Genomic DNA, 21,675 nt, shown 5'->3' on the forward strand with positions numbered 1-21,675 from the left:
GTGTGGTTGAGTCTGAAATTTAGAGCCAGAAATCCCGCACTGGTAGGTCACCATCGTGATGATAGGCAATCTGAGCCTGTAGAAGTTCAGCTGTGGCAATGGCATCCGTAAGAGCATGATGCGGTGTGTAATCGGGTAGTCCATAACGGCGGCGGCTTTGAGCAAGCCTCACCGAACCAGGTTGTGCTCCCTTTAAGCGGTTCAGAATACCGCCCGTAACTTTTTTCTGAATGATAGACTCAATTTCCATGGTATCGAGCACTGGGAACTCAATGCCTTCTTTATAACGCTCCATCAGAGCATGCGCCAGAAACTCTCGCTCGATGCGCTGATAGTGCACCACCATGATTTTCCCAGACATCTCATTGAGGACTTCTTCAATTACTTCAGACAAGTCTGGTGCATCAAGAATGTCATTGTGGGTGATACCATGAATGACGACTGATTCTTCATCAAGTTGCTGACGTGGTCTTACTGTCCAGTGTTTTGCTCGGTTGAGGAACACCCGATTGAGATTAAAAGGCACAGTGCCAATAGTTAGAATCCCATCCTTTTTTGACTCTAATCCAGTAGTTTCAAAATCCATTGCGATGAATTCAATCTCAGATAGCGGTGTATTAGGAGCAGGCAATTCTTTGGAATAGAAATCGACCAATAAAGGATGCTTAGCTCTATCTTTCAGCGTTTTTTGCTTCTGGTTCCAAGCAATGCTCGGGCTTTTAAATAGTCTTTTCATAGTCTTTGCTCACTATTAGGCTATTTGAAGCTGTTGCTCGCTTGGTAGCGGAACTTCAAAAAGTTTTGCGCATTGCTCAGGATTTGGAACGCATCTTTGAGGTTGCGACGTTCAAAGTCTGACAAATTCTCGGGTTCGATATTGTTGTCTGGCTCAATCTCATTTTCGACATCTAATGCTTGGTGGCGAATACGCACCATAGATATAAACTCCATTGCATCTTTGATGTCTTGGGCACGTCCTTTAGGCAAGATGCCTGCATCAATAATGTCGTCTAGGCGCTCAAAGGAGTTCTTAGATCGGGATGCTACAGCCAAAGCGTGCACACGAACTAAATCGACGAGAGGGGCGGTACCACGGCGTTTAAGGTTGATGGAGTTCTTATGCTGGCCATCTTTCTCAACCACAAAACTTTGAAAGAAACCAAGTGGCGGAGTACGATTCAGCGCGTTACGCGCGAGGCATGCTAAGAAACGATTGTTTTTGCGAGCACGTCGCACGATGAAGCTGTTGAGTTGCTCTGCCCATTTTAATCGGCCATACACACCATCTAAATCGAAGAAGATAGACGCATTGAGCAGTGCTTTTGGATTTGGATCATCAATCCAATCTGCAAAGCACGCTTCCCATTCAGAACGTGTCATGCGCCATTCAGGGTTAGTCGCCATAATGTCACCAGTACAATAGCTATAGCCACATTGGTCGAGACCATCACAAACGAACTTGGCTAAGTCGGCGAAGTATTTATCATGGCGATCTTTCTTAAACGTGTCATCGAGAATGATAGCGTTGTCTTGGTCGGTAACGATGAGTTGTTCATCACGTCCCATTGACCCAAGAGCTAAGAAACAGTACTGAACCGGCGGTGGACCAAGCTTCTCTTCAGCAAGCTCAATAATACGTTGCTTAAAGCTACGCCCAATTACCGACATCGCACTGCCGACCATGTGCGAGTTTGCGTCTTCATTGACCAAACGCACAAAGCTATCTTTTACTTGCTCAGAGAGCGTCGCAAGTTCTTCGATCGTCTGCTGCTGGAAGATACTGCTTACCAGTAATAGAGAGTTTTGAGACTCGTAACGAACGATGTCCGTCGCTTCGATGATACCGATAGGTTTCTTATCTTTTACTACTGGTAGATGGTGCACGTTATATCGAAGCATGGTTAGCATAGCTTCATAGACATAGGCGTTATGATCTAGAGAAATAACCTCTGCTGTCATCACTGTAGACACTTCGTCTTCAGGGTTTAAACCTTCAGCAAGAACGCGAGTACACAAATCACGGTCTGTAATGATACCAATGACTGCTGATGAGTCATCTTCGTCATCTTCTACGATTTCAGGGTCGATGATCAGTAGTGAAGAAACATTTTCTTCTGCCATGATTTGCGCGGCATGTTGAATAGTTTGACCACGGTTGATGGTTGGTGCTTCGCGAGTGAGGAGTGTGCGTACCTTAGAGGTGGTAAGGTCGTTGGCATCGTTGTTGTCAGAGACAGCCTGACGCAGGCGTGCGTTGTCTTCAACTTCCACAAAGTCAGCAAACGAATCGTGGTTTTCATAAAGCTCTTGGAAAATAGCCTCTGGAATACAGTAAACCAACGTGTCTTCAATGGCTTTAACCGGGAAACGAACCTTGTTGTTGGTCAAGAGGCCCATTTGGCCGAACAGGTCACCTTCATCCATTCGGTTGTAAAGCTCGCCTTTACGTCGATACACCTCGACAACGCCACTTCGGACCATATATAGATCATGAATTTCATCACCAAAATGAATGATTGGTGTGCCTTCACGGTAGTATGAGATCTCAATACTTTTGGTTACCGTTTCAAGGGTTTCTTCGGGCAGCTCATTAAAAGGAGGGTATTGCGCGAGAAAGTTTTGAATTTCGAGTAATTCAGCTTCCATGTGTTCTTTTCCAATTTTGATAACACCTTGATGCTACCGCAATTTATAGTCGATAGATATGATTAACCTTAGCTAAGACCGTAGAAAAGAGTAGGGAAAACGATAAAGTTTTATGATGGTTCTCCCCAACAAAAGAAAGTGTAAAGAAAGAGCCAGCAAACGCTGGCTCGGAATCTTAAATTTGGTCGTTAAATGTTCTTAGGATTAAAGAACCGCTGCGATGCCCTTACATAGAGGGCCCATGTTGTTCTTGGTCATGCCTGCAACGCTGATGCGGCCAGAGCCTACAATGTAGATGCCAAACTCTTCTTTTAGGCGAGTTACTTGCTCTTTAGTTAGACCAGAGAATGAGAACATACCGTTTTGGCGCTCAATGAAGCTAAAGTCTGCATCCACACCTTCTGCTTTTAGTGTTGTAACGAACAGCTCACGCATCTCTTGGATACGGTCGCGCATTTCAGCAACTTCAGCTTCCCATTCAGCGCGTAGTGCTGCATCACCAAGGATTTGAGTGACGACTGCGCTACCGTGTGCTGGTGGGTTTGAGTAAATAGAGCGGATAATACTTTTTACTTGAGAGAATGCGGTTGTTGCTACTTCTTCGCTCTCAGCAACCAGTGTGAATGCACCCACACGCTCGTTGTAAAGGCCAAAGTTCTTAGAGAAAGAACTCGCAACTAGGATTTCTTTGTTGTATTTCGCGAATGTACGTAGACCCTGAGCATCTTCTTCAACACCTTTAGCGAAGCCTTGGTATGCGAAATCGAATAGTGGTAGTAAGCCTTTATCTGCAACCAGTTTTGCCAGTGTTTCCCACTCTTCAGCCGTTGGGTCGATACCTGTTGGGTTATGGCAGCAGCCGTGTAGCAGAACGATGTCACCTGCAGAAGCATTCTCTAGGTCTGCAACCATACCAGCAAAGTCTTTGTCTTTCGTTTCAGCGTTGTAGTAGCTGTATTGAGCTGTTTCGATACCCGTCGCAGAGAACACGCCATTATGGTTTGCCCACGTAGGGTTACTGATCCAGATTTTAACCTCACCAAGTTGACGCTTGATGAATTCACCGGCAACGCGAAGTGCACCCGTGCCACCAGGAGCTTGAGCTGTTTTCGCACGCTTTTGATTAACGATCTCTGCATCTGCGCCGAACAGCAGTTTTTGTACTGCTAGGCCATACTCAGCAGTACCTTCAATCGTTAGGTAAGATTTTGTTTTCTCGTTTTCTAATAGAACCGCTTCTGCTTTCTTTACGGTATTTAGAACAGGCGTTTGACCGTCTTCGTTCTTGTAAATACCAACACCTAGGTTGATCTTTTCAGCGCGAGAGTCTTTTTTAAACTCTTCAGTTAGGCCAAGGATAGGATCGGCAGGAGCCGCGAGTACTTTTTCAAACATAATCTTCGTCCGTGCAAAATTTAAGAGGGATAATAACTAGTTGTAGTTATACCTGTCTGAAAACGGGCTGACAACAAAAAGTATGAAAATAGTCGCTAGATGCAGTTTTACTCTTAGGAAACGAATTTGTGATGCTTAATGTGGGGGAAAAGTAAGGAAACTTCTGACTTTACATGTACTTTGCACGCTCAGTATCCCAATCTACTGGTTGGGTTAGGTCAATGCGACCACTTGCTTTTAAGCCAAGAAAGGAATCTAAATAAAAGTAGGGAGCGTTAGAAAGGTCACCATCAATAAAGTAAAAGTGGCAAACTCCCATGTTTGCAGCGTTCATTGGCTGATGAATAAATACAGGATAGCTATTGTTTAATGCATCTTGAATAAAGTTAGACGTAAGACTTCCTGAAGAGTTATTGGTGCCACCTTCATTTCCGTCACTCCATCGAGCCGAGTAGGTCAGCCCACCAAGTAGGTCGGTATTTGCAAGATCATTGATGGTGTGAGAGCAGGCCGTCACATTGTGAATGCCTGTTTTACTGCGGCTAAAATTGGGTTTGGGGTAGCATGAACCGTTGTTGTCGGTATAGATACCATTTGCGTTAAAACTGGTGTCACCAGCTCCATCTCGAGCTAAACAAACTGCATGAAAAATATCGATAGCAGAGCCAAAATCAGCAAACACTGCCGCTGCCGACTCGTTACCTGCCTCGCCAGACAGATTAATAAATCGAGGTGCTGCGAACACACTCAAAATACCGAGAATTACAATAACAACCACTAACTCTACAAGAGTAAATCCATTGTGTTTTCTGATTGTCATATTGAAATCCCTTTACGGCGTACTGCATAACGTAAGGTGACAATTTATTTACTTTTTGTCAACAACTCTAAGTGAGTTAATCCTCAAGGCTTGTATCCCAGGTAAAGCCGTTCGAGATGTCCTTACGACCATTGGCCATTTCACCGATATTGGCATCATAAAGTAAGAAAGGCGCTTCAGTAGTGTCTCCGGAGATAATATAAATTTGGCACGCAGCTTGTGCACCAGCATTTGGCCTTTGTACAAGTATGTCAAAGCCACTATCAATCTCGGTTTGCAAGGTGGCAGCTGTTACTCTTCGCCTTGAAACGTATGTGACGTTGTCGTCACGAAAGTAGTCGCCATCGACAAGAGATTGGATCATGTCATAACAGGAAGCTGCGCTATTGATTGTCCTTCTTGCGCGGTTGCTGTGCAGTACGGGATAGCAATTTCCTGCGTAACTAGAGTAGATGCCATCGATATTGAAGGCATCAGGTACGATTTGAGTCCGTGGATTGCTGGTATCTCCTCCTCTTGCGTAACAAACACCTTGAAAGAGGCTTACAGCTGAAGCAAAGCTACTTAATGACGCTGCGCCTACCTCATTATTTGCGCTGGACGAGAGGTTGATGAATCGGGGAGCGGCAACAACGGCTAAAATACCCAAGATGACAATAACGACAACCAGTTCTATCAATGTAAAACCAGTATTTGTTTTAGTAGAGTTTCTAAGATAGATAGGCAAGATATTTAACCACTTATTTACATCATCTGCATGAATCTAAAATAGCACTATAATTTTGATTTGTAATGAGCAGGCATAAAAAAACCTCCACAAGGTGGAGGTTTTTATCAACTAATTCATGTAATTAGAAGTTAGCAGAGCGTGGTGTACGAGGGAATGGAATCACGTCACGAACGTTACCCATACCTGTTACGTAAGACACTAGACGCTCAAAGCCTAGGCCGAAACCAGCGTGAGGCACTGTACCGTATTTACGTAGATCGCGGTACCAGCTCATGTGCTCAGGATCGATACCCACTTCACGCATACGCTCGTCTAGAATGTCTAGACGTTCTTCACGCTGAGAACCACCGATGATTTCACCGATACCAGGTGCCAGTACGTCCATTGCCGCTACTGTCTTACCGTCATCGTTAGCACGCATGTAGAATGCTTTGATGTCTTTCGGGTAGTTCTTAACAATTACTGGCGCTTTAAAGTGCTCTTCCGCTAGAAAACGCTCGTGCTCAGAAGACATATCGATACCCCATTCAACTGGGAATTCGAACTCACGACCTGAATCTAGAAGGATCTGGATTGCGTCCGTGTAGTCAACTTGTGCGAAGTCAGAAGAAACAAACTGCTCTAGGCGAGTGATTGCTTGTTTGTCGATGCGTTGAGCGAAGAACTCAAGGTCATCACGACACTCGTCAAGTACTGCTTTGAATACGAACTTAAGCATATCTTCTGATAGCTTAGCCACGTCGTCTAGGTCTGCGAATGCTACTTCAGGCTCAACCATCCAGAATTCCGCTAGGTGGCGGCTAGTGTTTGAGTTTTCAGCACGGAACGTAGGACCAAACGTGTAAACTTTGCTTAGTGCACAAGCGTAAGCTTCTGCGTTTAGCTGACCAGATACGGTTAGGAATGTCTCTTTACCGAAGAAATCTTCGTTGTAATCAACATCGCCTTTGTCTGTGCGAGGTAGGTTTTCCATGTCTAGCGTAGAAACGCGGAACATTTCACCAGCACCTTCTGCATCAGAAGCCGTGATCAGTGGAGCAGATACCCAGAAGAAACCTTGCGCGTGGTAGAAGCGGTGAATCGCTTGAGACAGACAGTTACGAACACGCGCTACTGCACCGATTACGTTAGTACGTGGACGTAGGTGTGCTACTTCACGTAAGTATTCGATAGAGTGGCGAGTTTTTGCCATTGGGTAAGTTTCTGCATCTTCAACCCAACCTACAACTTTAACGTCAGTCGCAGCAAGCTCGAAGTCTTGACCTTTCGCAGGAGACTCAACAATCTTACCTGTTACTTCGACAGAGCAGCCAGTGGTTAGCTTTAGTACTTCGTCTTCGTAATTATTAAGATTATTAGGGACCACGGCCTGAATCGGGTCGAAACAAGAGCCGTCATAAATGGCAAGGAAAGAGATTCCAGCTTTGGAATCACGACGTGAACGGATCCAGCCGCGTACAGTTACTTCACTGTCTACCGCTAGCTGACCTTTCAATACGTCTTTTACAGGCGCGTAAGTCATGTTGATTACATTCTCCATTGAGGTACAAAACACGTTATCTAGCGATCAAAAGGACGATCCCTAAACCCAACGTGCACAAAAATTTGGATTTAAACGAACATATTACCTGTCAAATGAATCGCTTCAACCTTTATTCTTGAGTTGAGTTGAATAATTGATCTAACTGGGTGCTTTTTCGACCACCTGACATTCGATGATTGTGTTTCGGTAGGATATCGGCGGGTTTTAGCTAATAATACCCGCGCGGAGATAGCGAGCGATGACTACGTAGAAATAGCGTCTCCGCACATAAGATAAAAATGTTTCAGGAAACCATTATGAAAACTGAGTTGTACAAAGAGTTTATGTTTGAAGCGGCGCACCATTTGCCAAATGTGCCAGAAGGGCACAAGTGTGGTCGTCTGCACGGGCACTCTTTTTTAGTTCGTCTTTATGTTGAAGGAGAAGTTGATCCACATACAGGTTGGGTGATCGACTTTTCTGAGATAAAAGCGGCGTTCAAGCCTATTTATAATCGCCTTGATCACTATTACTTAAATGACATCGAAGGGTTGGAAAACCCGACTAGTGAAGTGCTGGCAAAATGGATTTGGAATGAGCTAAAACCTTCTCTACCTTTATTGAGCAAGGTAGAGATTAAAGAAACCTGTACAGCAGGATGTATTTATAAAGGCGAGTAACAGGCTAGGGGGTGTTGTAGCTTCACTCACATGAGTGGAATACACTACAGCGCCCTTCTTAATACGTGTTGCAAACCGTAATCTCCACCCGAATACAGCTTGTTAGTATCCTCAAACCCAGACGTAACATATAAGTTGTAGCCCGCTACATTTTTCTTGTTTACCGTCAAGCAGAGTGTGCGGTATTCCGGGTAGCGCCCCTGAGCAATCATAGCCATTCGCTCTAACGCTTTTCTGCCATATCCCTTTCTTTGATGACCTTTGCCAATGAGTAAGTTTCTGACGCCCAAATCTTTAGGGTTAGCAAAGGTGTGGGTGTGAGAGTAAGCACGGTCAAAATAGAAAAAGCCGACAAGCACTTTATCAACCTCGATACAAAAGTAATCTTCATGAGGTTTTCTATTTGGGTAAGTCGACTCAAAATTGGAGGCAAAATGCTTTTGGTTGGGAAGCGGCTCTAAATTCATCAAAGCAGCAAAGTCTTTCAATTTAACTGGTCGAATAATCATGAATCTTCCCTCAACCGGAACGCATAAAAAAAGCGGCAGAATAGCCGCTTTCTATTATACGTATGATGTGCTGAATTAACAGACTACTTTTATCGCTAGGCCGCCTTGAGAGGTTTCTCGGTATTTAGCGTTCATGTCCTTGCCGGTTTCAAGCATGGTTTCAATAACTTTATCTAAAGAGACCGTTGGTGCTGAAGAGCGGCGCAGTGCCATGCGAGTCGAGTTTATTGCTTTTACCGCTGCAATACCATTGCGTTCAATACAAGGAACTTGCACCTGTCCAGCTACTGGGTCACACGTCAAACCGAGGTTGTGCTCCATCGCAATCTCTGCAGCCATGCAAACTTGTTCAGGGCTACCGCCAAGAAGCTCTGCCAAGCCCGCTGCAGCCATTGAGCAAGCAACACCAACTTCCCCCTGACAACCTACTTCAGCACCAGAAATAGATGCGTTTTGCTTGTATAGGCCCCCGATAGCACCAGAAGCTGCAAAGTAACGAATGTAATCTTTTTCAGTGACTGTCTGGATAAACTTATCGTAGTAAGCGAGTACTGCAGGGATGATTCCACATGCGCCGTTAGTTGGTGCAGTAACCACACGGCCACCTGCAGCGTTTTCTTCGTTGACGGCAAATGCGAACATGTTAACCCAATCGACCACTGCCATAGGATCGTTACTGGTTGACTCGGATGCGAGTAGTTGTTGGCGGAGAGCTGCTGCACGGCGAGGTACACGCAGAGGACCTGGAAGCAGACCTTCTTTGTTCATGCCACGCTCCATGCACTCACGCATGGTTTTCCAGATGTTAGCGTAGTTAGTTTTGATTTCGTCTTCTGCACCAACAGCTAGCTCGTTTGCCATAACCAAGGTACTGATTGATAAGCCATGCTCTTTACATTGTTCAACAAGCTCTGCTGCACTGTTGAAATCGTAAGGAACCTTAACTGGGTTCTCATCTTCTTTGCCGAAGTTTTCCTCATCAACAATAAAACCACCACCAATAGAGTAGTAGGTTTTTGAGTACGCTTTTTCGTCATCGATCCATGCATGGATCTGCATGCCATTCTCATGAAGCGCTAGGTTTGATGAATGGAAGTTCATACCCCCTTCACGAGGGAAAGAGACGGTATGGCAATGCATGCCTACTGGTAAACGTTCAGTCTCTTCAACTCGAGCGATAAAGCCTGGGATTGAATCAATATCAACGCGCTCAGGGCTATTGCCTGCTAATCCCATAATAATGGCGATATCTGTATGGTGACCTTTCCCGGTCAGTGATAGCGATCCATATACATCTACAGTGATCTTGGTGATATCACGCAGTTTACCCATTGCGCGTAGATCATCAATGAACTCTTTGCCGGCCTTCATTGGGCCAACGGTGTGAGAGCTCGATGGGCCAACACCTACTTTGTAGATATCAAAAACACTAATCATGTTGATTACCTCAGAAAAGAAGCCTCCCTCGAAGAGTGGGGAGGCTTTGGGGGCTTATTATTTTTATATCGTTTGGAGCGTCGAGATTACAGCGCGCCGTACACTACTGAAGTGATAGCTGCGACACCACATATTGCAGTGAAGATCTGTACTGGCGCAGATGTTTTGTACTTCGCCATTGCAGGTACCTTGTGCATCGCGATGACAGGCATTAGGAACAGGATTGCTGCAATCATTGGCGCGCCCATTGTCTCGATCATGCCTAGGATGCTTGGGTTAACAATCGCCACGATCCAGGTAGTGATAACGATGAACAGTAGTGAACCTTTTTCAATCTTGCTAACTGGTGTTTCAGAGCGAGATTTGATTAGACCAACTAGACCTTCATGAGCACCTAGGAAGTGACCAAAGTAGCTAGACGTGATTGCTGCGAATGCTACCAGTGGACCCATGTAAGAGATCAGTGGAGATTCATGTACGTTTGCTAGGTAAGAAAGAACAGAGATGTTCTCAGCTTTTGCTTGTGCGAGTTGCTCTGGAGATAGAGATAGTACAACAGAGAATACGAAGAACATGACAAAGCCCATTAGCATCATCGCTGCACCGCCAGTGATTGCGTCCGTTTTTTTAACGGCGTTCTCACCGTGTTGCAGACGCTGCTCTTTAGCAAACTGTGAGATTACTGGGCTGTGGTTGAAAGAGAACACGATGATTGGAATTGCTAGCCAAACAATTGAAGGCATAGAAGACCAGTCTGGTGCAACAGACATCATTGAGCTGTTCCAATCTGGAATTAAGTAGAAAGACAGTGCAAGCAGGATAGCCACCAGTGGGTAAACTAAAGCAGATGTCGCTTTAAGCATCAGCTCTTTACCAAACACAACACCAGCAGTCATAGCAGCGATCAACGCGCCAGATAGTAGCCAGCGAGGAATAGATTCCATACCTACTTGGTTGACTAGGAAAGAATCAACCGTGTTTGTGATGCCTACACCGTAGATAAGAACGATTGGGTAGATAGCGAAGAAGTATGCAAAAGTGATGATGTTTGCGCCGGTTTTACCAAAGTGTTCTTCTACTGTGTCTGTAATATCAGCTTCAGGATTTTTTGCAGACAGAACAAAACGTGCTAGAGATTTGTGTGCAAACCAAGTCATAGGTGCAGCAATTAGCGCTAGGATTACTAATGGCCAAAAACCACCCGCACCAGCTTTGATTGGTAAGAATAATACACCAGCACCTACAGCGGTACCGAACAGAGACAGACACCAAGTAAAGTCTTTATAAGTGAACTTACTAGAGGATTGTGCGGACTGAGCCGCGCTTGTTGTTGTATTCATTTTGTTAACTCATATTTTGGGAACAGGAAATAAGTCGACGTGGATTTTGCAAAAGAATTCAGAAGAAAAATACGATCCAAGTCATATATTACTTTGGTGGTAATTATAACCGTTGATAAACCTAGATTTGATCACGAAAAACATGTGCCACACACGATGAATTATAATGTTTCGGATTAGATTTATTTATCCTAATAGGGTGAGGTGTTATTTAATCGTTTGCGTCGAAAGGTGTGGTTTTGATGGCTTGAGCAAAGATTTATCTAAAGTGGGTAAAAATGATAGAAAACGCGGTTGGGGGATTAACTAAGTATTAACAATAAGGTGTGAATTAAACTTGAAACAAGTTAAGGGATAAGACTAGATCTGGGAAGTTTGTGGCCGTTAATCTGATAAAGGGCAATGCACTGGAGTGAGTTGTTTTTGAAATGCTTCGATTATTTGTCCGGTGACTCCCCAAATAAAATGTTCTTGGTACGGAATAGCGAAGATGCGGTGAATATGTTCGTTTATTTCGAACTGTTGGCTAAACAGGTTTTGCTTGTTAAACACAAACTCAGCAGGCGCTTCGAAAAGTAACTCGACTTCGTTGGCATCAATGACGGGTTGATAATCAGGGTTTACAAAAGCAATGATTGGCGTGACCAGGAACTGGCTGATAGTAGGTAATGTTGGTAATTGACCAACGACTTCGATCATCGAGGAGGGGATACCGACTTCTTCCTCTGCTTCGCGTATGGCGGTGTATGCTAATGACCCGTCGGTTTGCTCAAACTTTCCACCTGGGAAGCTGATTTGACCAGGATGATGGCGAAGGTGGCTAGCTCGCTTAGTAAAGATAACTTGTAAGCCATTAGGACGTTCAACCAGCGCGATTAAGACCGCAGCTTGGCGCATAGCGTCGGTTGGCGTTTTCTTGAGGCGGTTTAGGCTTTCTTGGTGATAAGCATGAGGAAGGGATAAATTGAAACGATGGAGAAATTGTTGTTTGTTCATTTTACCCCTCTTTTAAAATCTATTAGCTCTCTAGCTCTCTAGCTCTCTAGCTCTCTAGCTCTCTAGCTCTCTAGCTCTCTAGCTCTCTAGCTCTCTTTCTTTTCTAGTATAGGCAGAATTCGTGAGAGCTTATCAAATGTTTCTTGATACTCTGCATCACACTGGCTATCTGCGACGACGCCACCGCCAGCCCAAGCGAACAACTGGTTATTGTGTGCCACTAGCGTTCGAATGGTAATGCTGGTGTCCATGCGCCCACAACGACTGATGTATCCTATGCTTCCGCAATAGGTGCTGCGACGATGGGGTTCAAGCTCTTCGATGATCTGCATTGCTCGCACTTTAGGGGCGCCAGTAATGGATCCTCCAGGGAAGCATGCTCTCAAAAGATCGGTGGCATTGTATTCATCATCAAGCTTTGCTCGGATTGTGCTCACAAGGTGGTGAACGGCAGGAAAGCTCTCTATGTCAAATAGCTTTGGTACATGAACCGTACCAGGCTTAGCAACCCGACCGATATCGTTTCTCAACAGATCGACAATCATCAAGTTTTCAGCCTGATCTTTTTCAGCGGCTTTTAATTCGTTCGCACTGTTTTCATCTAGCGCAGGATCAGAGAAGCGTGGTCTCGTGCCTTTGATGGGCTTGGTTTCGATCTCGTGCTTATCGAGTAGTAAGAAGCGCTCTGGTGAAATACTTATTATGCTGCTTTCTTCTGTGCGAATAAAAGCAGAGAAAGGCGCTTTGTTTTGTTCATTCAGGCGATTGAAAGCATCCCACTCACTGCCTTGATATGACACGTTAAAGCGTTGCGCGAGATTAATTTGATAACAGTCTCCACTTAATAAGTACTCTTGAACCTGATCAAAGCGTTGGGAATACTCTTGCTTTGACATGTTTGATGTCCAATCAGAGGTCAATCCGAAATTAAGTTGAGGTTTCTTTTTCTGGTTATGTAACCACAGCATGAACTCTTTAGGATAAAGACCAATGCAATAAGCCGCTTTATCTTGATGGTCAATAATCACAGCCGTCTCATAGAGGCCAACAGCCATATCTTGATTATCAATATCATGCTTTGCCAGATTCGGTAGCGTTTCTACATGACGTCCCAAATCGTAAGAAAAGTAACCCAAGATCCCCCCGACAAATGGGCAATCTTGTGGGAGCACATACTTTGAAGTATCAATTTCGGCTAATTGTTCATCCATCACGCTTTCTATCGTGGTAAACGGGTCACCTTGGTGAGTGACTTTTTCTTCTAACGTTCTTTCGAAAGGTGAGTCTTGTTCGAAACGATATACAGAGGTAGTGGTATCGGTACCTTTCGTTGTCACAGTGGCTAAAGGGTTCGCAACGAGGATATCGAAGCGACTGTCAACATGCTCATTCGAAGACGAGCAAAGAAGCATTGCCCAAGGTAGTGCTTCAATAGGTTCAAATAACGAATAAGCTAACGTTGGCTCATAGTTAAGTGGAATGTATGAGAGGGCAGTCGGTTGTTTGTTATTCATTTGTTTAAATTTGTGACAAAGAAATGATTCGCTGCATAGCGCGTGATGGCGAGCAAGAGTATCATAAATAAATTAATGGGTTGCAGAAAAATCAACATGTGTAATCGATAGCCTATACCCAAAATAATTGGAGTTGCGGCGCGGCAGCAAGACAATTCAGCCCTATGAGCATAGATGCTCTATGTGACTAGGCTGCATTGACGCAGTTAGCAAAGCTGCGACTTCAAGTATGAAGAGTATAATCGGTATGCACCGACCCAGCCATGCACACGGACTAATGAGGCAAGCGATGACAGTCATTCGTAAACAGGATCTAATCAGCAGTGTAGCTGATGCTCTTCAATATATCTCTTATTACCATCCTTTGGATTTCGTTAAAGCGCTAGAAGAAGCATACAACCGTGAAGAGAGCCAAGCAGCGAAAGATGCTATCGCTCAAATTCTGATTAACTCACGCATGTCTGCAGAAGGCCACCGTCCTATCTGTCAGGATACCGGCATCGTGACTTGCTTTGTGAACATCGGTATGAACGTTCAGTGGGAAACCGATCAAACAGTCCAAGAGATGGTAGACGAAGGTGTTCGTCAAGCCTACACCAACCCAGATAACCCATTGCGTGCTTCGGTTCTGATGGACCCAGCAGGCAAGCGCATTAATACTAAAGACAATACTCCTGCCGTTGTGCACATCAATATGGTGCCAGGCGATAAAGTTGAAGTTCAAATTGCGGCTAAGGGCGGCGGCTCAGAGAACAAAACCAAGATGGTGATGCTCAATCCATCTGACGATATTGCAGAATGGGTAGAGAAGACACTACCGACGATGGGCGCTGGTTGGTGTCCACCGGGAATGCTAGGTATTGGTATTGGTGGCACAGCTGAAAAAGCCGCGGTACTAGCAAAAGAATCTCTGATGGAGCACATCGATATCCAAGAGCTTATCGACCGTGGCCCACAAAATGCGGAAGAAGAGCTGCGTTTGGATATCTTTAACCGTGTAAACAAATTGGGTATTGGTGCTCAAGGTCTAGGTGGCTTGACTACTGTTGTCGATGTGAAAATCAAAACAGCGCCAACGCATGCAGCGTCTAAGCCAGTTTGCTTGATTCCAAACTGCGCCGCGACACGACATGTTCACTTCACGCTTGATGGCTCAGGTCCAGCCGAGCTGACACCACCTAAACTGGAAGATTGGCCAGAAATCACTTGGGAAGCTGGCGAGAATACCCGTCGTGTCAACCTTGATACAGTGACGAAAGAAGATGTACAAGAATGGAAAACAGGCGAGACAGTTCTACTTTCTGGCAAGATCTTAACAGGTCGTGATGCGGCTCATAAACGTATTCAAGGCATGCTAGAAAGCGGTGAAGGCTTGCCAGAAGGCGTCGACCTGAAAGGTAAGTTTATCTACTACGTAGGCCCTGTTGATGCAGTTGGTGATGAAGTCGTTGGCCCAGCAGGCCCAACAACCTCGACTCGTATGGATAAGTTTACCGATATGATGCTCGAGGAAACGGGCATCATGGGTATGATTGGTAAAGCAGAGCGTGGTCCGGCAACCGTTGAATCGATCAAGAAGCACAAAGCTGTGTATCTGATGGCTGTTGGCGGCGCGGCTTACTTGGTTGCTAAAGCGATAAAGAAAGCACGTGTTGTGGCATTCGAAGATCTCGGTATGGAAGCAATCTACGAGTTTGACGTTGAAGATATGCCGGTGACCGTAGCGGTTGACTCTGATGGCGCGAATGCACACCAAATTGGCCCTGATACATGGAAAGTTAAGATCGCGGAGGCGGAACTTTAATAAGAAAAGGTGAAGCTTAGTATGGCTAAGTTTCACCTTGACTCAATTTCTAGTTGAAATTGGTCTAAGATAATATTTCAATAGAAAAACAAATACTTAATTGTCAGGGGTGACGATGCCAAAATTTATTCAAATTCTTCAGATTATTATTGCTGTGGTCATTGGTGCCTTTGTAGGTTATGACTTAATCCTGCATGGGATCAGTATTTTCGATAACAAATACGTGACCATCACGTGTGTGTTGTTCTTGCTGATCGAGATTGCATTGTTTGTTATCTACAAACTCATTGAAGACGATTAAAGCTTCTTCAATTTTAAAATCTGTTTAGATAAACCCCTGACAAACATGAGAGTAGTCAGGGGTTTTTAATAGGTTATATTTGATGAGTTGTTTAAGGGAACGCGTTGCGTTGAACAAGGCTGGTGCGATCTAGAGTGCGCGTATCCCAATAGGAGGGAGTATCAATAGAAGTGCTGGAAAATCCTATTATTTTGTCCCGCTTGCGGGCATAGCCATTGCTGTCGTGTCGATTCTTGTATTTGTCTTTTATCATGACCGCTAAGTAAGCTGACACAGTATCAAGCAGTCCTCAAATCGCATAAAGGATGTTGAATCACGCGGTAACTTAAGAAGTCTCTTCTGGCTCAAAGAGGTTAAAAACATTATTGATGTGTCTTTCGCCAGCTAAGTTATCGGAGCTGTTTTCCAGTTCAATTAACTCGAGAACCGTATTAATCAACTCCACTTTGCTGTAGCCAATGCTGGGGAACTGGTAAGTACCAAAATGGGAGAAAAAGGTATTATCAAAACCGATGATTGTTGGAATGTCGGTTTGGTTCTCAATGAAGTAATCAATCGCAGCCATTGCCATTGCATCTGATGTGCAAAGTATGGCGCTCTCCCGAGTGAATTTGTCGTTGCCTAGCTTGGCTAGAGTTTGCTTTGCTTCACTGTATTTGTAGTCACAGAAATTGATTGCCCTTATTTCCACACCTTGCTCTTGTAAATGTTTTTGGTAGAACTCGATACGCTTATGCTCAACAGCAGAGCTTTGTCTTCCAGCTAATAAGTACGCATGAGTGCTTCCTGATTTCGATGCGTATTGAACCGCAGATTGTATGGCGCCTTCCTCATCCAGCATCACTGACCATGTGTTCGACCAGTTTTGGCCATTGAGATTGATGACTTTGTTGGTTAGAAACAAATCCGGCATATCTTGTGGTTGAATCAGGTCCGAGAAAATGATGGCCGCATCGACTCGGTGAACAAACGCATTATTGGTAATAGAAGTGATGTCTTTCTCGGTTTTTAATCGAATGAAAACGGGTAGCTTACCGATCGTTTGCAGCCCTTGGATTAATTGGTCAAAGAGCTCCAAGTCACTGATGTCATCCATGCTATTTACAATCACAGCAACCAAGCCTGTCGTTTTACTATTCAGGCTCTGTGCAAACGGGTTGATCACATAACCTAATTCGGCTGCGGCATTGAGCACCCGCTCTTTTTTATCTTTCGAGATGGGTTTCTTTTCTTTTGAAAAGGCTCTAGAGGCGACGGCTTTTGAAACTCCAGCTTTATCAGCGACGTCTTGTAAGGTGGGCAGTGTTTTCTCTGTCATTTAAACTCTCTTACTACCATGTTGACTTTATCGTAGTCCGTTACCGTAATGGTATTTTCACAGCTTTCACTACCCATACTAACGTCGGTTTGCGAAGCCATAAGGCTTTGTCGTTGTGTTTTGCCTGATAAATGCAATTCTTGGACCCCGGTTTGAGCAATGAAACGCGCATTTTGGGCATTGACGCCTGCACCGGCCATAATGGAAATGCGTCCATCAGCTTGAGAGACTAAACGCTCTATCACGGGAATTCCAAGTTCGGCACTCTCATTTAACCCAGATGTGAGAACTCGTTCAACCTGATATTCGATAAGTGTTTCTAATGCCAGATTTGACTCTTTAACGAGGTCAAATGCGCGATGAAACGTAACTCCAATTCCATCTGCCGCTTTCGTCCATAAAGAGAGTGCGTGAGTGTTAATCGTGCCATCCGCATATAATGCACCGACAACAACCCCATCCACCCCCATGGACTTGTAAGTAGTGATTTCGTCCTTCATCATTTCAACTTCGATGTCATTAAATACGAAATCACCTTCGCGGGGACGGATCATGACATAGACAGGAACGGAGGAACGTTTGACAGCCTCACGGATCAGACCGAGTGAAGGCGTAAGTCCACCTAAAGCGAGTGCACTGCACAATTCAATGCGTTCCGCTCCTGCTTTGATGGCGGTCTTTAAGGACTCAATATTGTCGATGCAGACTTCAATTAACATAGCGATTTTTTGTCAATGGTGGTTGTAAGTAAGGGGAAAGAACGAGCTGTTTATCCTCTAAATTGATTCCAATTCGCTCGTTCTTTAGGGGGTAAATGATTACCAAGTACCGGTTAGTTTTGGTGGCTTAGCGTCCGCACCCCACCACTTATGGTACGACTCTTCGTATGCGCCAGAGTTGATGTACTCAGAAACAAACATATCCATCCAGCGTAGGTACTCTTCATCACCTTTGCGAACACCAATCGCAATTGGATCATTTGAGTGTAGGCCTTCCATTGTGACCAGTTTGTCGTTATTGGTCGCAAGGTAATCAATCAAAGAGCTGTCTTCGATACCCGCGTCTACGCGGCCTTGGCGAAGTAGCAATACACCGTCAGGAGCAAAGTTGTCAGTATATACAAGCTCAGCTTCTGGTACTTCACGCTTCAAGAAGCTTTCGCCTGTTGAACCGCGTCCTACTACAACACGCTTCCCTGCTAGATCAGCCAGTGAGTCTATATCTTGGTCTTTTTGGTGAACGATACGTAAGCCAGCTCTTGCATAAGGGATGGTAAAGTTTACGGATTTAGCACGCTCTAAGGTTGCAGACATGTTACCAATTACAGCATCAAGCTGATCTGAATACAACATGGATACCCTTGCATCACCGTGAACATCAGTGAAGCGAGCCTCTACTCCAAGTTTTTCAGCAAGACGTTTCGCAAGATCAACGTCGTAGCCAGCAGGTTGGTTTTTTTGATCACGAAAGCCAATAGGCTCACCACCAAGTGATACACCTATCTTGATATAACCTCGCTCGCGGATGTCTTCTAGTTTACCTGCGAAGGCAGAAGTTGAACCGATTGCAAGGGCGCTTGCAATCACGGTGGCAACGAGTGCTTTGAATTTCATCTTGTTCTCCATTTTATCTTCTTTCAGCAATTTTTTGCTGTGGTTTTTCCATGTCGGTCTTATAGACCCAGTATTTGATGTCTTCATCACAACCGACATTGATAACGCGATAGTTATCGTCTTTGTCTATTGCGTGAATAACAACGCCAGCTAAGAACCCAGTTGTTAGGTTATTCAGCTCTTCAATCGCCATGTCTATCGCTTGGTCAAGTGAATAACCTAAACGCATTGCCATGACAATTGAGTAAGAGGTATTGGCTCGAATGGTCATTTCACCGGTGTGAGTACACGCTGCAGCACCGTAACGACTGTCTGCATAGAATCCAGCTCCAGCTATAGGTGAATCGCCTAGACGACCAGGGTATTTCCACGCCCACCCTGATGTGCTGGTGGCTGCGTAGATACTTTCGTGCTTGTCTTTGGTGAGAAATACTGTGGTATCACGTACTTTTTCAGGATCCGTGATCATCGAGTTCAAACTTGCCAGTGGTCGCGTTGACATATCAGGATCTGCCTCACCGGTGACCTCTTGCAGTTTTTCGAACCACACTTTCTTCGAGTCTTCTAAAAGTGGGTTAGGACATTCAAATCCCATTTCATAGGCAAAGCGTGTAGCCCCTTCGCCTGTGAGGATTTCATGGTTGAGCTCTTCCATAACCTTTTTGGCGACTCGAGTGACATGGAAGTGATCTTTAATAGCGCCCACAGCCCCCGTTCGAAGCGTGTTGCCATCCATAACGGCACCATCAAACTCCATGTCTCCAACCATGTTTGGCCACCCGCCATAACCAACGCTACGGATTTTTGGTTCTGCTTCTACTTTCTCAATGCCACAGATAATGGCGTCCAAGCCATTGTCACCGTTATCTAACATAGAGGCCGTATCATCAATTCCCGGCCATGCTTCTGAATTCGATAAAACAATCATTTATTTACTATCCATCTTTTCTAAAAACCTGCGAATTCGTTCATCTTTTTTGCCACCCTCATTGGAAAAGAATGTGTCTTTATCCATGTCTGCACGCACAACGCCTTGGTCCAAAAAGACGATGCGATTGGATATCTTTTTAGCAAACGCAATTTCATGGGTGACGAAAATTAATGTGGTTCCTGTGCTGGCTAAGTTCGCTAATACATCCAGTACTTCAGAGGTCATTTCAGGATCCAAAGCACTGGTCACCTCATCCAGTAACAAACATTCAGGATTCATTGCTAAAGCACGGCAAATACCAATTCGTTGCTTTTGGCCGCCAGATAGTTGAGCTGGGAAACTTTGCTCTTTGTCAGCTAAGTCAACCAATCGAAGAAGCTCTCTAGCGTGCTCTTGTGCCTGCTCTTTGGTTTGGCCTAACACTTCAATCGGTGCCAATGTGATGTTGTCGAGAATCGTTAAATGAGGGTAGAGATTAAAATGTTGAAATACCGTTGATACAGACCGTCGGATCTTGCTCAAGTCATTTTTCTCTCGAACCGATAAAGACTTAAATTGAATATCACCGCCATTGAGAGTTTCTAACCCATTGATACAACGCAATAAGGTGGATTTACCTGAACCACTGGCACCAAGAATGGACACCACATCACCTTGGTTGATGTCGAGCGATATGCCTTTCAGTATTTGGTCATTTCCGAAGGACTTTTGTACGTCATTTATATAAATCATTGTTGAATCCTTATGCTAACGACCAGGTTTGATGTTTTTTAAGGTGTAGTTCTAGTTTGCTTCCCAGTTTTGAAATCGCCATAGAGAGGACAAAGTACGTACAGCCAATCACGGGCCATACAATGAATGGTTGCCAAGTGCGTTGATTCAAAATTGCACCAACTTTGGTGATATCCATGACACCAATCACTGAAACCAACGAGGTGACTTGTAACTGATTCACGGCTAAACCAACGAGTGGGGCAATCGCTACTAGTAGTGCTTGAGGTGTGATGATTTTCTTTAAAATGGTCTGCTCAGAAATACCAAACGAGCGAGCCGCATCAATCTGGCCTTTATCAATGGCCGCCATCGCTGTCACGATGATGACGGATACAAAAGCCGCAGTGTTACCTGTTAGCGTAATGGTGGCGGCAAGCTCAGCCGACATATCCATCGAAAGAAAAATCGGTAGGCCAAAATAAATAAGAAACAGTTGGACCAATACTGGAGAGTTTTTTAAAAACTCGCTGATGAAGATTGAAAGTTGCTTAAGAAAAGGAAATTGATAGTGGCGACAAAGCGCTAGACCAATACCTACCAAGCCGCCAAATAGGCTCGATATCAAAAACACTTTGAGTGAGACACCAATACCGCTAAGCAAAACGATGATGTCATAGGGTACAAACTCGTTACTGGACATTGTTATGCTCCTGCCTCAGAGAAACGATTTAATCGTTTGTGAATAAGCGTAATCAGAACAGATAAAATGTAGGTCAACACGCAGTAGAACAGCAGTAAGAAGAAATACACTTCAAAAGGTCTAAATGTCTCTGCTGCAATGATTTTTGCAGCGCCGGTGAGCTCGTTGAGTGTTACCGTCGAGAGAATAGATGTGGTCAGAATTAAGTTAACGAAGATGGAACCAAGTGGCTTGATTGAGTTTCGTAGCGCGATTGGTAACACAATCTTGCGATAAATGGTGGAGCGACTTAAACCGAACGATTGCGCGGCCTCGATAACATCCTTATCGACTTGCTGAACACTTGCGCGAAGCACATCTGCGCAATACGCGCCAACTGCGATAGATAAAGCAACTACGCCTGTAGTGTAAGGATCGATAAAAATCTTAAGTTCTGGCAACCCATAAAAGATGAAAAAGACTTGGACTATAAAAGGGATGTTTCGAAACGTATTTATGTAGGTATATCCTATTCTCGAAAGTGCCTTGGAATGGCTAATACACGCGAACATGATGAGCAGGCCAACACAAAAACTTCCTAAAATAGACGCGATGCTGATGCTTGCTGTAATTGCAAAACCATCAACAAAGGAGTCTATGTAGCGATACATTATCGATATATCAAACACGACCATCTCCTAAAATTGAAACTAGTTTCACTCTAGC

21 protein-coding genes are annotated in these 21,675 nt (G+C 44.5%); 3 read left to right on the forward strand and 18 right to left on the reverse strand.

The window, feature by feature from the left end:
• Window positions 1-19: 19 nt before the first annotated feature.
• From DPF91_RS11805 to asnS, 6 genes are all read right to left on the reverse strand, one after another.
• Window positions 20-736 (reverse strand): 3'-5' exonuclease, encoded by a 717-nt coding sequence (locus tag DPF91_RS11805; RefSeq protein WP_117234640.1) that lies wholly within the window; start codon window positions 734-736, stop codon window positions 20-22.
• A 20-nt stretch (window positions 737-756) separates the two neighbouring features.
• Window positions 757-2,646: a DUF294 nucleotidyltransferase-like domain-containing protein gene (locus DPF91_RS11810; protein WP_117234641.1), complete on the reverse strand. Its 1,890-nt coding sequence runs from the start codon at window positions 2,644-2,646 to the stop codon at window positions 757-759.
• Between the two features lie 204 nt (window positions 2,647-2,850).
• Window positions 2,851-4,041 carry an amino acid aminotransferase gene (locus tag DPF91_RS11815; RefSeq protein ID WP_117234642.1) on the reverse strand — a complete coding sequence of 397 codons (1,191 nt, stop codon included), beginning with the start codon at window positions 4,039-4,041 and terminating at the stop codon, window positions 2,851-2,853.
• A 169-nt stretch (window positions 4,042-4,210) separates the two neighbouring features.
• Window positions 4,211-4,861: a prepilin-type N-terminal cleavage/methylation domain-containing protein gene (locus DPF91_RS22330; RefSeq protein ID WP_206355564.1), complete on the reverse strand. Its 651-nt coding sequence runs from the start codon at window positions 4,859-4,861 to the stop codon at window positions 4,211-4,213.
• 76 nt (window positions 4,862-4,937) lie between these two features.
• On the reverse strand, window positions 4,938-5,588 hold the full coding sequence (locus DPF91_RS22385; RefSeq protein WP_420855597.1) for a type II secretion system protein: 651 nt from the start codon (window positions 5,586-5,588) through the stop codon (window positions 4,938-4,940).
• A 124-nt stretch (window positions 5,589-5,712) separates the two neighbouring features.
• Window positions 5,713-7,113 (reverse strand): asparagine--tRNA ligase, encoded by a 1,401-nt coding sequence (gene asnS / locus DPF91_RS11830; protein ID WP_117234643.1) that lies wholly within the window; start codon window positions 7,111-7,113, stop codon window positions 5,713-5,715.
• Window positions 7,114-7,430: 317 nt separating this feature from the next.
• Here asnS and queD point away from each other — a divergent pair, with 317 nt between their 5' ends.
• Entirely contained in the window at window positions 7,431-7,793 is a 363-nt protein-coding gene (gene queD, locus DPF91_RS11835) for a 6-carboxytetrahydropterin synthase QueD (RefSeq protein ID WP_117234644.1), read from the forward strand.
• A gap of 44 nt (window positions 7,794-7,837) precedes the next feature.
• Here queD and DPF91_RS11840 read toward each other — a convergent pair whose 3' ends face one another.
• The 5 genes from DPF91_RS11840 to pabB form a co-directional block, all read right to left on the reverse strand.
• Window positions 7,838-8,302, reverse strand: coding sequence for a GNAT family N-acetyltransferase (locus tag DPF91_RS11840; protein WP_117234645.1), 465 nt, complete (start codon window positions 8,300-8,302; stop codon window positions 7,838-7,840).
• A gap of 75 nt (window positions 8,303-8,377) precedes the next feature.
• Window positions 8,378-9,739, reverse strand: coding sequence for an L-serine ammonia-lyase (locus DPF91_RS11845; protein ID WP_117234646.1), 1,362 nt, complete (start codon window positions 9,737-9,739; stop codon window positions 8,378-8,380).
• 86 nt (window positions 9,740-9,825) lie between these two features.
• A complete protein-coding gene (locus tag DPF91_RS11850) occupies window positions 9,826-11,079 on the reverse strand; it encodes an aromatic amino acid transport family protein (protein ID WP_117234647.1) in 1,254 nt (417 codons plus the stop codon).
• Window positions 11,080-11,463: 384 nt separating this feature from the next.
• Window positions 11,464-12,075, reverse strand: coding sequence for a CoA pyrophosphatase (locus DPF91_RS11855; RefSeq protein WP_117234648.1), 612 nt, complete (start codon window positions 12,073-12,075; stop codon window positions 11,464-11,466).
• An 86-nt stretch (window positions 12,076-12,161) separates the two neighbouring features.
• On the reverse strand, window positions 12,162-13,589 hold the full coding sequence (gene pabB, locus DPF91_RS11860) for an aminodeoxychorismate synthase component I (protein WP_117234649.1): 1,428 nt from the start codon (window positions 13,587-13,589) through the stop codon (window positions 12,162-12,164).
• Window positions 13,590-13,878: 289 nt separating this feature from the next.
• Here pabB and DPF91_RS11865 point away from each other — a divergent pair, with 289 nt between their 5' ends.
• Both DPF91_RS11865 and DPF91_RS11870 read left to right on the forward strand, forming a co-directional pair.
• Complete coding sequence (locus DPF91_RS11865) at window positions 13,879-15,393, forward strand: fumarate hydratase (RefSeq protein ID WP_117234650.1); 1,515 nt, start codon at window positions 13,879-13,881, stop codon at window positions 15,391-15,393.
• 115 nt (window positions 15,394-15,508) lie between these two features.
• A complete protein-coding gene (locus DPF91_RS11870; RefSeq protein ID WP_117234651.1) occupies window positions 15,509-15,694 on the forward strand; it encodes a hypothetical protein in 186 nt (61 codons plus the stop codon).
• Window positions 15,695-16,019: 325 nt separating this feature from the next.
• On the opposite strand, the gene DPF91_RS11875 is transcribed toward DPF91_RS11870, so the two are convergent.
• From DPF91_RS11875 to DPF91_RS11905, 7 genes are all read right to left on the reverse strand, one after another.
• Window positions 16,020-17,012 (reverse strand): LacI family DNA-binding transcriptional regulator, encoded by a 993-nt coding sequence (locus DPF91_RS11875; RefSeq protein ID WP_117234652.1) that lies wholly within the window; start codon window positions 17,010-17,012, stop codon window positions 16,020-16,022.
• A complete protein-coding gene (locus tag DPF91_RS11880) occupies window positions 17,009-17,731 on the reverse strand; it encodes a copper homeostasis protein CutC (RefSeq protein WP_117234653.1) in 723 nt (240 codons plus the stop codon). Before DPF91_RS11880 ends, DPF91_RS11875 begins: the two co-directional genes overlap by 4 nt.
• Before the next feature lie 99 nt (window positions 17,732-17,830).
• Window positions 17,831-18,625: a transporter substrate-binding domain-containing protein gene (locus DPF91_RS11885; protein ID WP_117234865.1), complete on the reverse strand. Its 795-nt coding sequence runs from the start codon at window positions 18,623-18,625 to the stop codon at window positions 17,831-17,833.
• 13 nt (window positions 18,626-18,638) lie between these two features.
• Window positions 18,639-19,553, reverse strand: coding sequence for a glycosylasparaginase (locus DPF91_RS11890; protein WP_117234654.1), 915 nt, complete (start codon window positions 19,551-19,553; stop codon window positions 18,639-18,641).
• Window positions 19,554-20,288, reverse strand: a complete 735-nt coding sequence (locus DPF91_RS11895; protein ID WP_117234655.1) for an amino acid ABC transporter ATP-binding protein — start codon at window positions 20,286-20,288, stop codon at window positions 19,554-19,556.
• 10 nt (window positions 20,289-20,298) lie between these two features.
• Window positions 20,299-20,970, reverse strand: a complete 672-nt coding sequence (locus DPF91_RS11900; RefSeq protein ID WP_117234656.1) for an amino acid ABC transporter permease — start codon at window positions 20,968-20,970, stop codon at window positions 20,299-20,301.
• Between the two features lie 2 nt (window positions 20,971-20,972).
• Entirely contained in the window at window positions 20,973-21,638 is a 666-nt protein-coding gene (locus DPF91_RS11905; protein ID WP_241033811.1) for an amino acid ABC transporter permease, read from the reverse strand.
• Window positions 21,639-21,675 lie beyond the last annotated feature (37 nt).

Origin of the sequence: Vibrio maerlii, from assembly GCF_003415655.1 — a bacterium.
Lineage (GTDB): Bacteria > Pseudomonadota > Gammaproteobacteria > Enterobacterales > Vibrionaceae > Vibrio > Vibrio maerlii.

Excerpts from the sequence above, each read along its gene's own strand:
- DPF91_RS11805 (WP_117234640.1), bottom strand. The coding sequence starts at position 736 with ATGAAAAGACTATTTAAAAGCCCGAGCATTGCTTGGAACCAGAAGCAA.
- DPF91_RS11810 (WP_117234641.1), bottom strand. The coding sequence starts at position 2,646 with ATGGAAGCTGAATTACTCGAAATTCAAAACTTTCTCGCGCAATACCCT.
- DPF91_RS11815 (WP_117234642.1), bottom strand. The coding sequence starts at position 4,041 with ATGTTTGAAAAAGTACTCGCGGCTCCTGCCGATCCTATCCTTGGCCTA.
- DPF91_RS22330 (WP_206355564.1), bottom strand. The coding sequence starts at position 4,861 with ATGACAATCAGAAAACACAATGGATTTACTCTTGTAGAGTTAGTGGTT.
- asnS (WP_117234643.1), bottom strand. The coding sequence starts at position 7,113 with ATGACTTACGCGCCTGTAAAAGACGTATTGAAAGGTCAGCTAGCGGTA.
- queD (WP_117234644.1), top strand. The coding sequence starts at position 7,431 with ATGAAAACTGAGTTGTACAAAGAGTTTATGTTTGAAGCGGCGCACCAT.
- DPF91_RS11840 (WP_117234645.1), bottom strand. The coding sequence starts at position 8,302 with ATGATTATTCGACCAGTTAAATTGAAAGACTTTGCTGCTTTGATGAAT.
- DPF91_RS11845 (WP_117234646.1), bottom strand. The coding sequence starts at position 9,739 with ATGATTAGTGTTTTTGATATCTACAAAGTAGGTGTTGGCCCATCGAGC.
- DPF91_RS11850 (WP_117234647.1), bottom strand. The coding sequence starts at position 11,079 with ATGAATACAACAACAAGCGCGGCTCAGTCCGCACAATCCTCTAGTAAG.
- DPF91_RS11855 (WP_117234648.1), bottom strand. The coding sequence starts at position 12,075 with ATGAACAAACAACAATTTCTCCATCGTTTCAATTTATCCCTTCCTCAT.
- pabB (WP_117234649.1), bottom strand. The coding sequence starts at position 13,589 with ATGAATAACAAACAACCGACTGCCCTCTCATACATTCCACTTAACTAT.
- DPF91_RS11865 (WP_117234650.1), top strand. The coding sequence starts at position 13,879 with ATGACAGTCATTCGTAAACAGGATCTAATCAGCAGTGTAGCTGATGCT.
- DPF91_RS11870 (WP_117234651.1), top strand. The coding sequence starts at position 15,509 with ATGCCAAAATTTATTCAAATTCTTCAGATTATTATTGCTGTGGTCATT.
- DPF91_RS11875 (WP_117234652.1), bottom strand. The coding sequence starts at position 17,012 with ATGACAGAGAAAACACTGCCCACCTTACAAGACGTCGCTGATAAAGCT.
- DPF91_RS11880 (WP_117234653.1), bottom strand. The coding sequence starts at position 17,731 with ATGTTAATTGAAGTCTGCATCGACAATATTGAGTCCTTAAAGACCGCC.
- DPF91_RS11885 (WP_117234865.1), bottom strand. The coding sequence starts at position 18,625 with ATGAAATTCAAAGCACTCGTTGCCACCGTGATTGCAAGCGCCCTTGCA.
- DPF91_RS11890 (WP_117234654.1), bottom strand. The coding sequence starts at position 19,553 with ATGATTGTTTTATCGAATTCAGAAGCATGGCCGGGAATTGATGATACG.
- DPF91_RS11895 (WP_117234655.1), bottom strand. The coding sequence starts at position 20,288 with ATGATTTATATAAATGACGTACAAAAGTCCTTCGGAAATGACCAAATA.
- DPF91_RS11900 (WP_117234656.1), bottom strand. The coding sequence starts at position 20,970 with ATGTCCAGTAACGAGTTTGTACCCTATGACATCATCGTTTTGCTTAGC.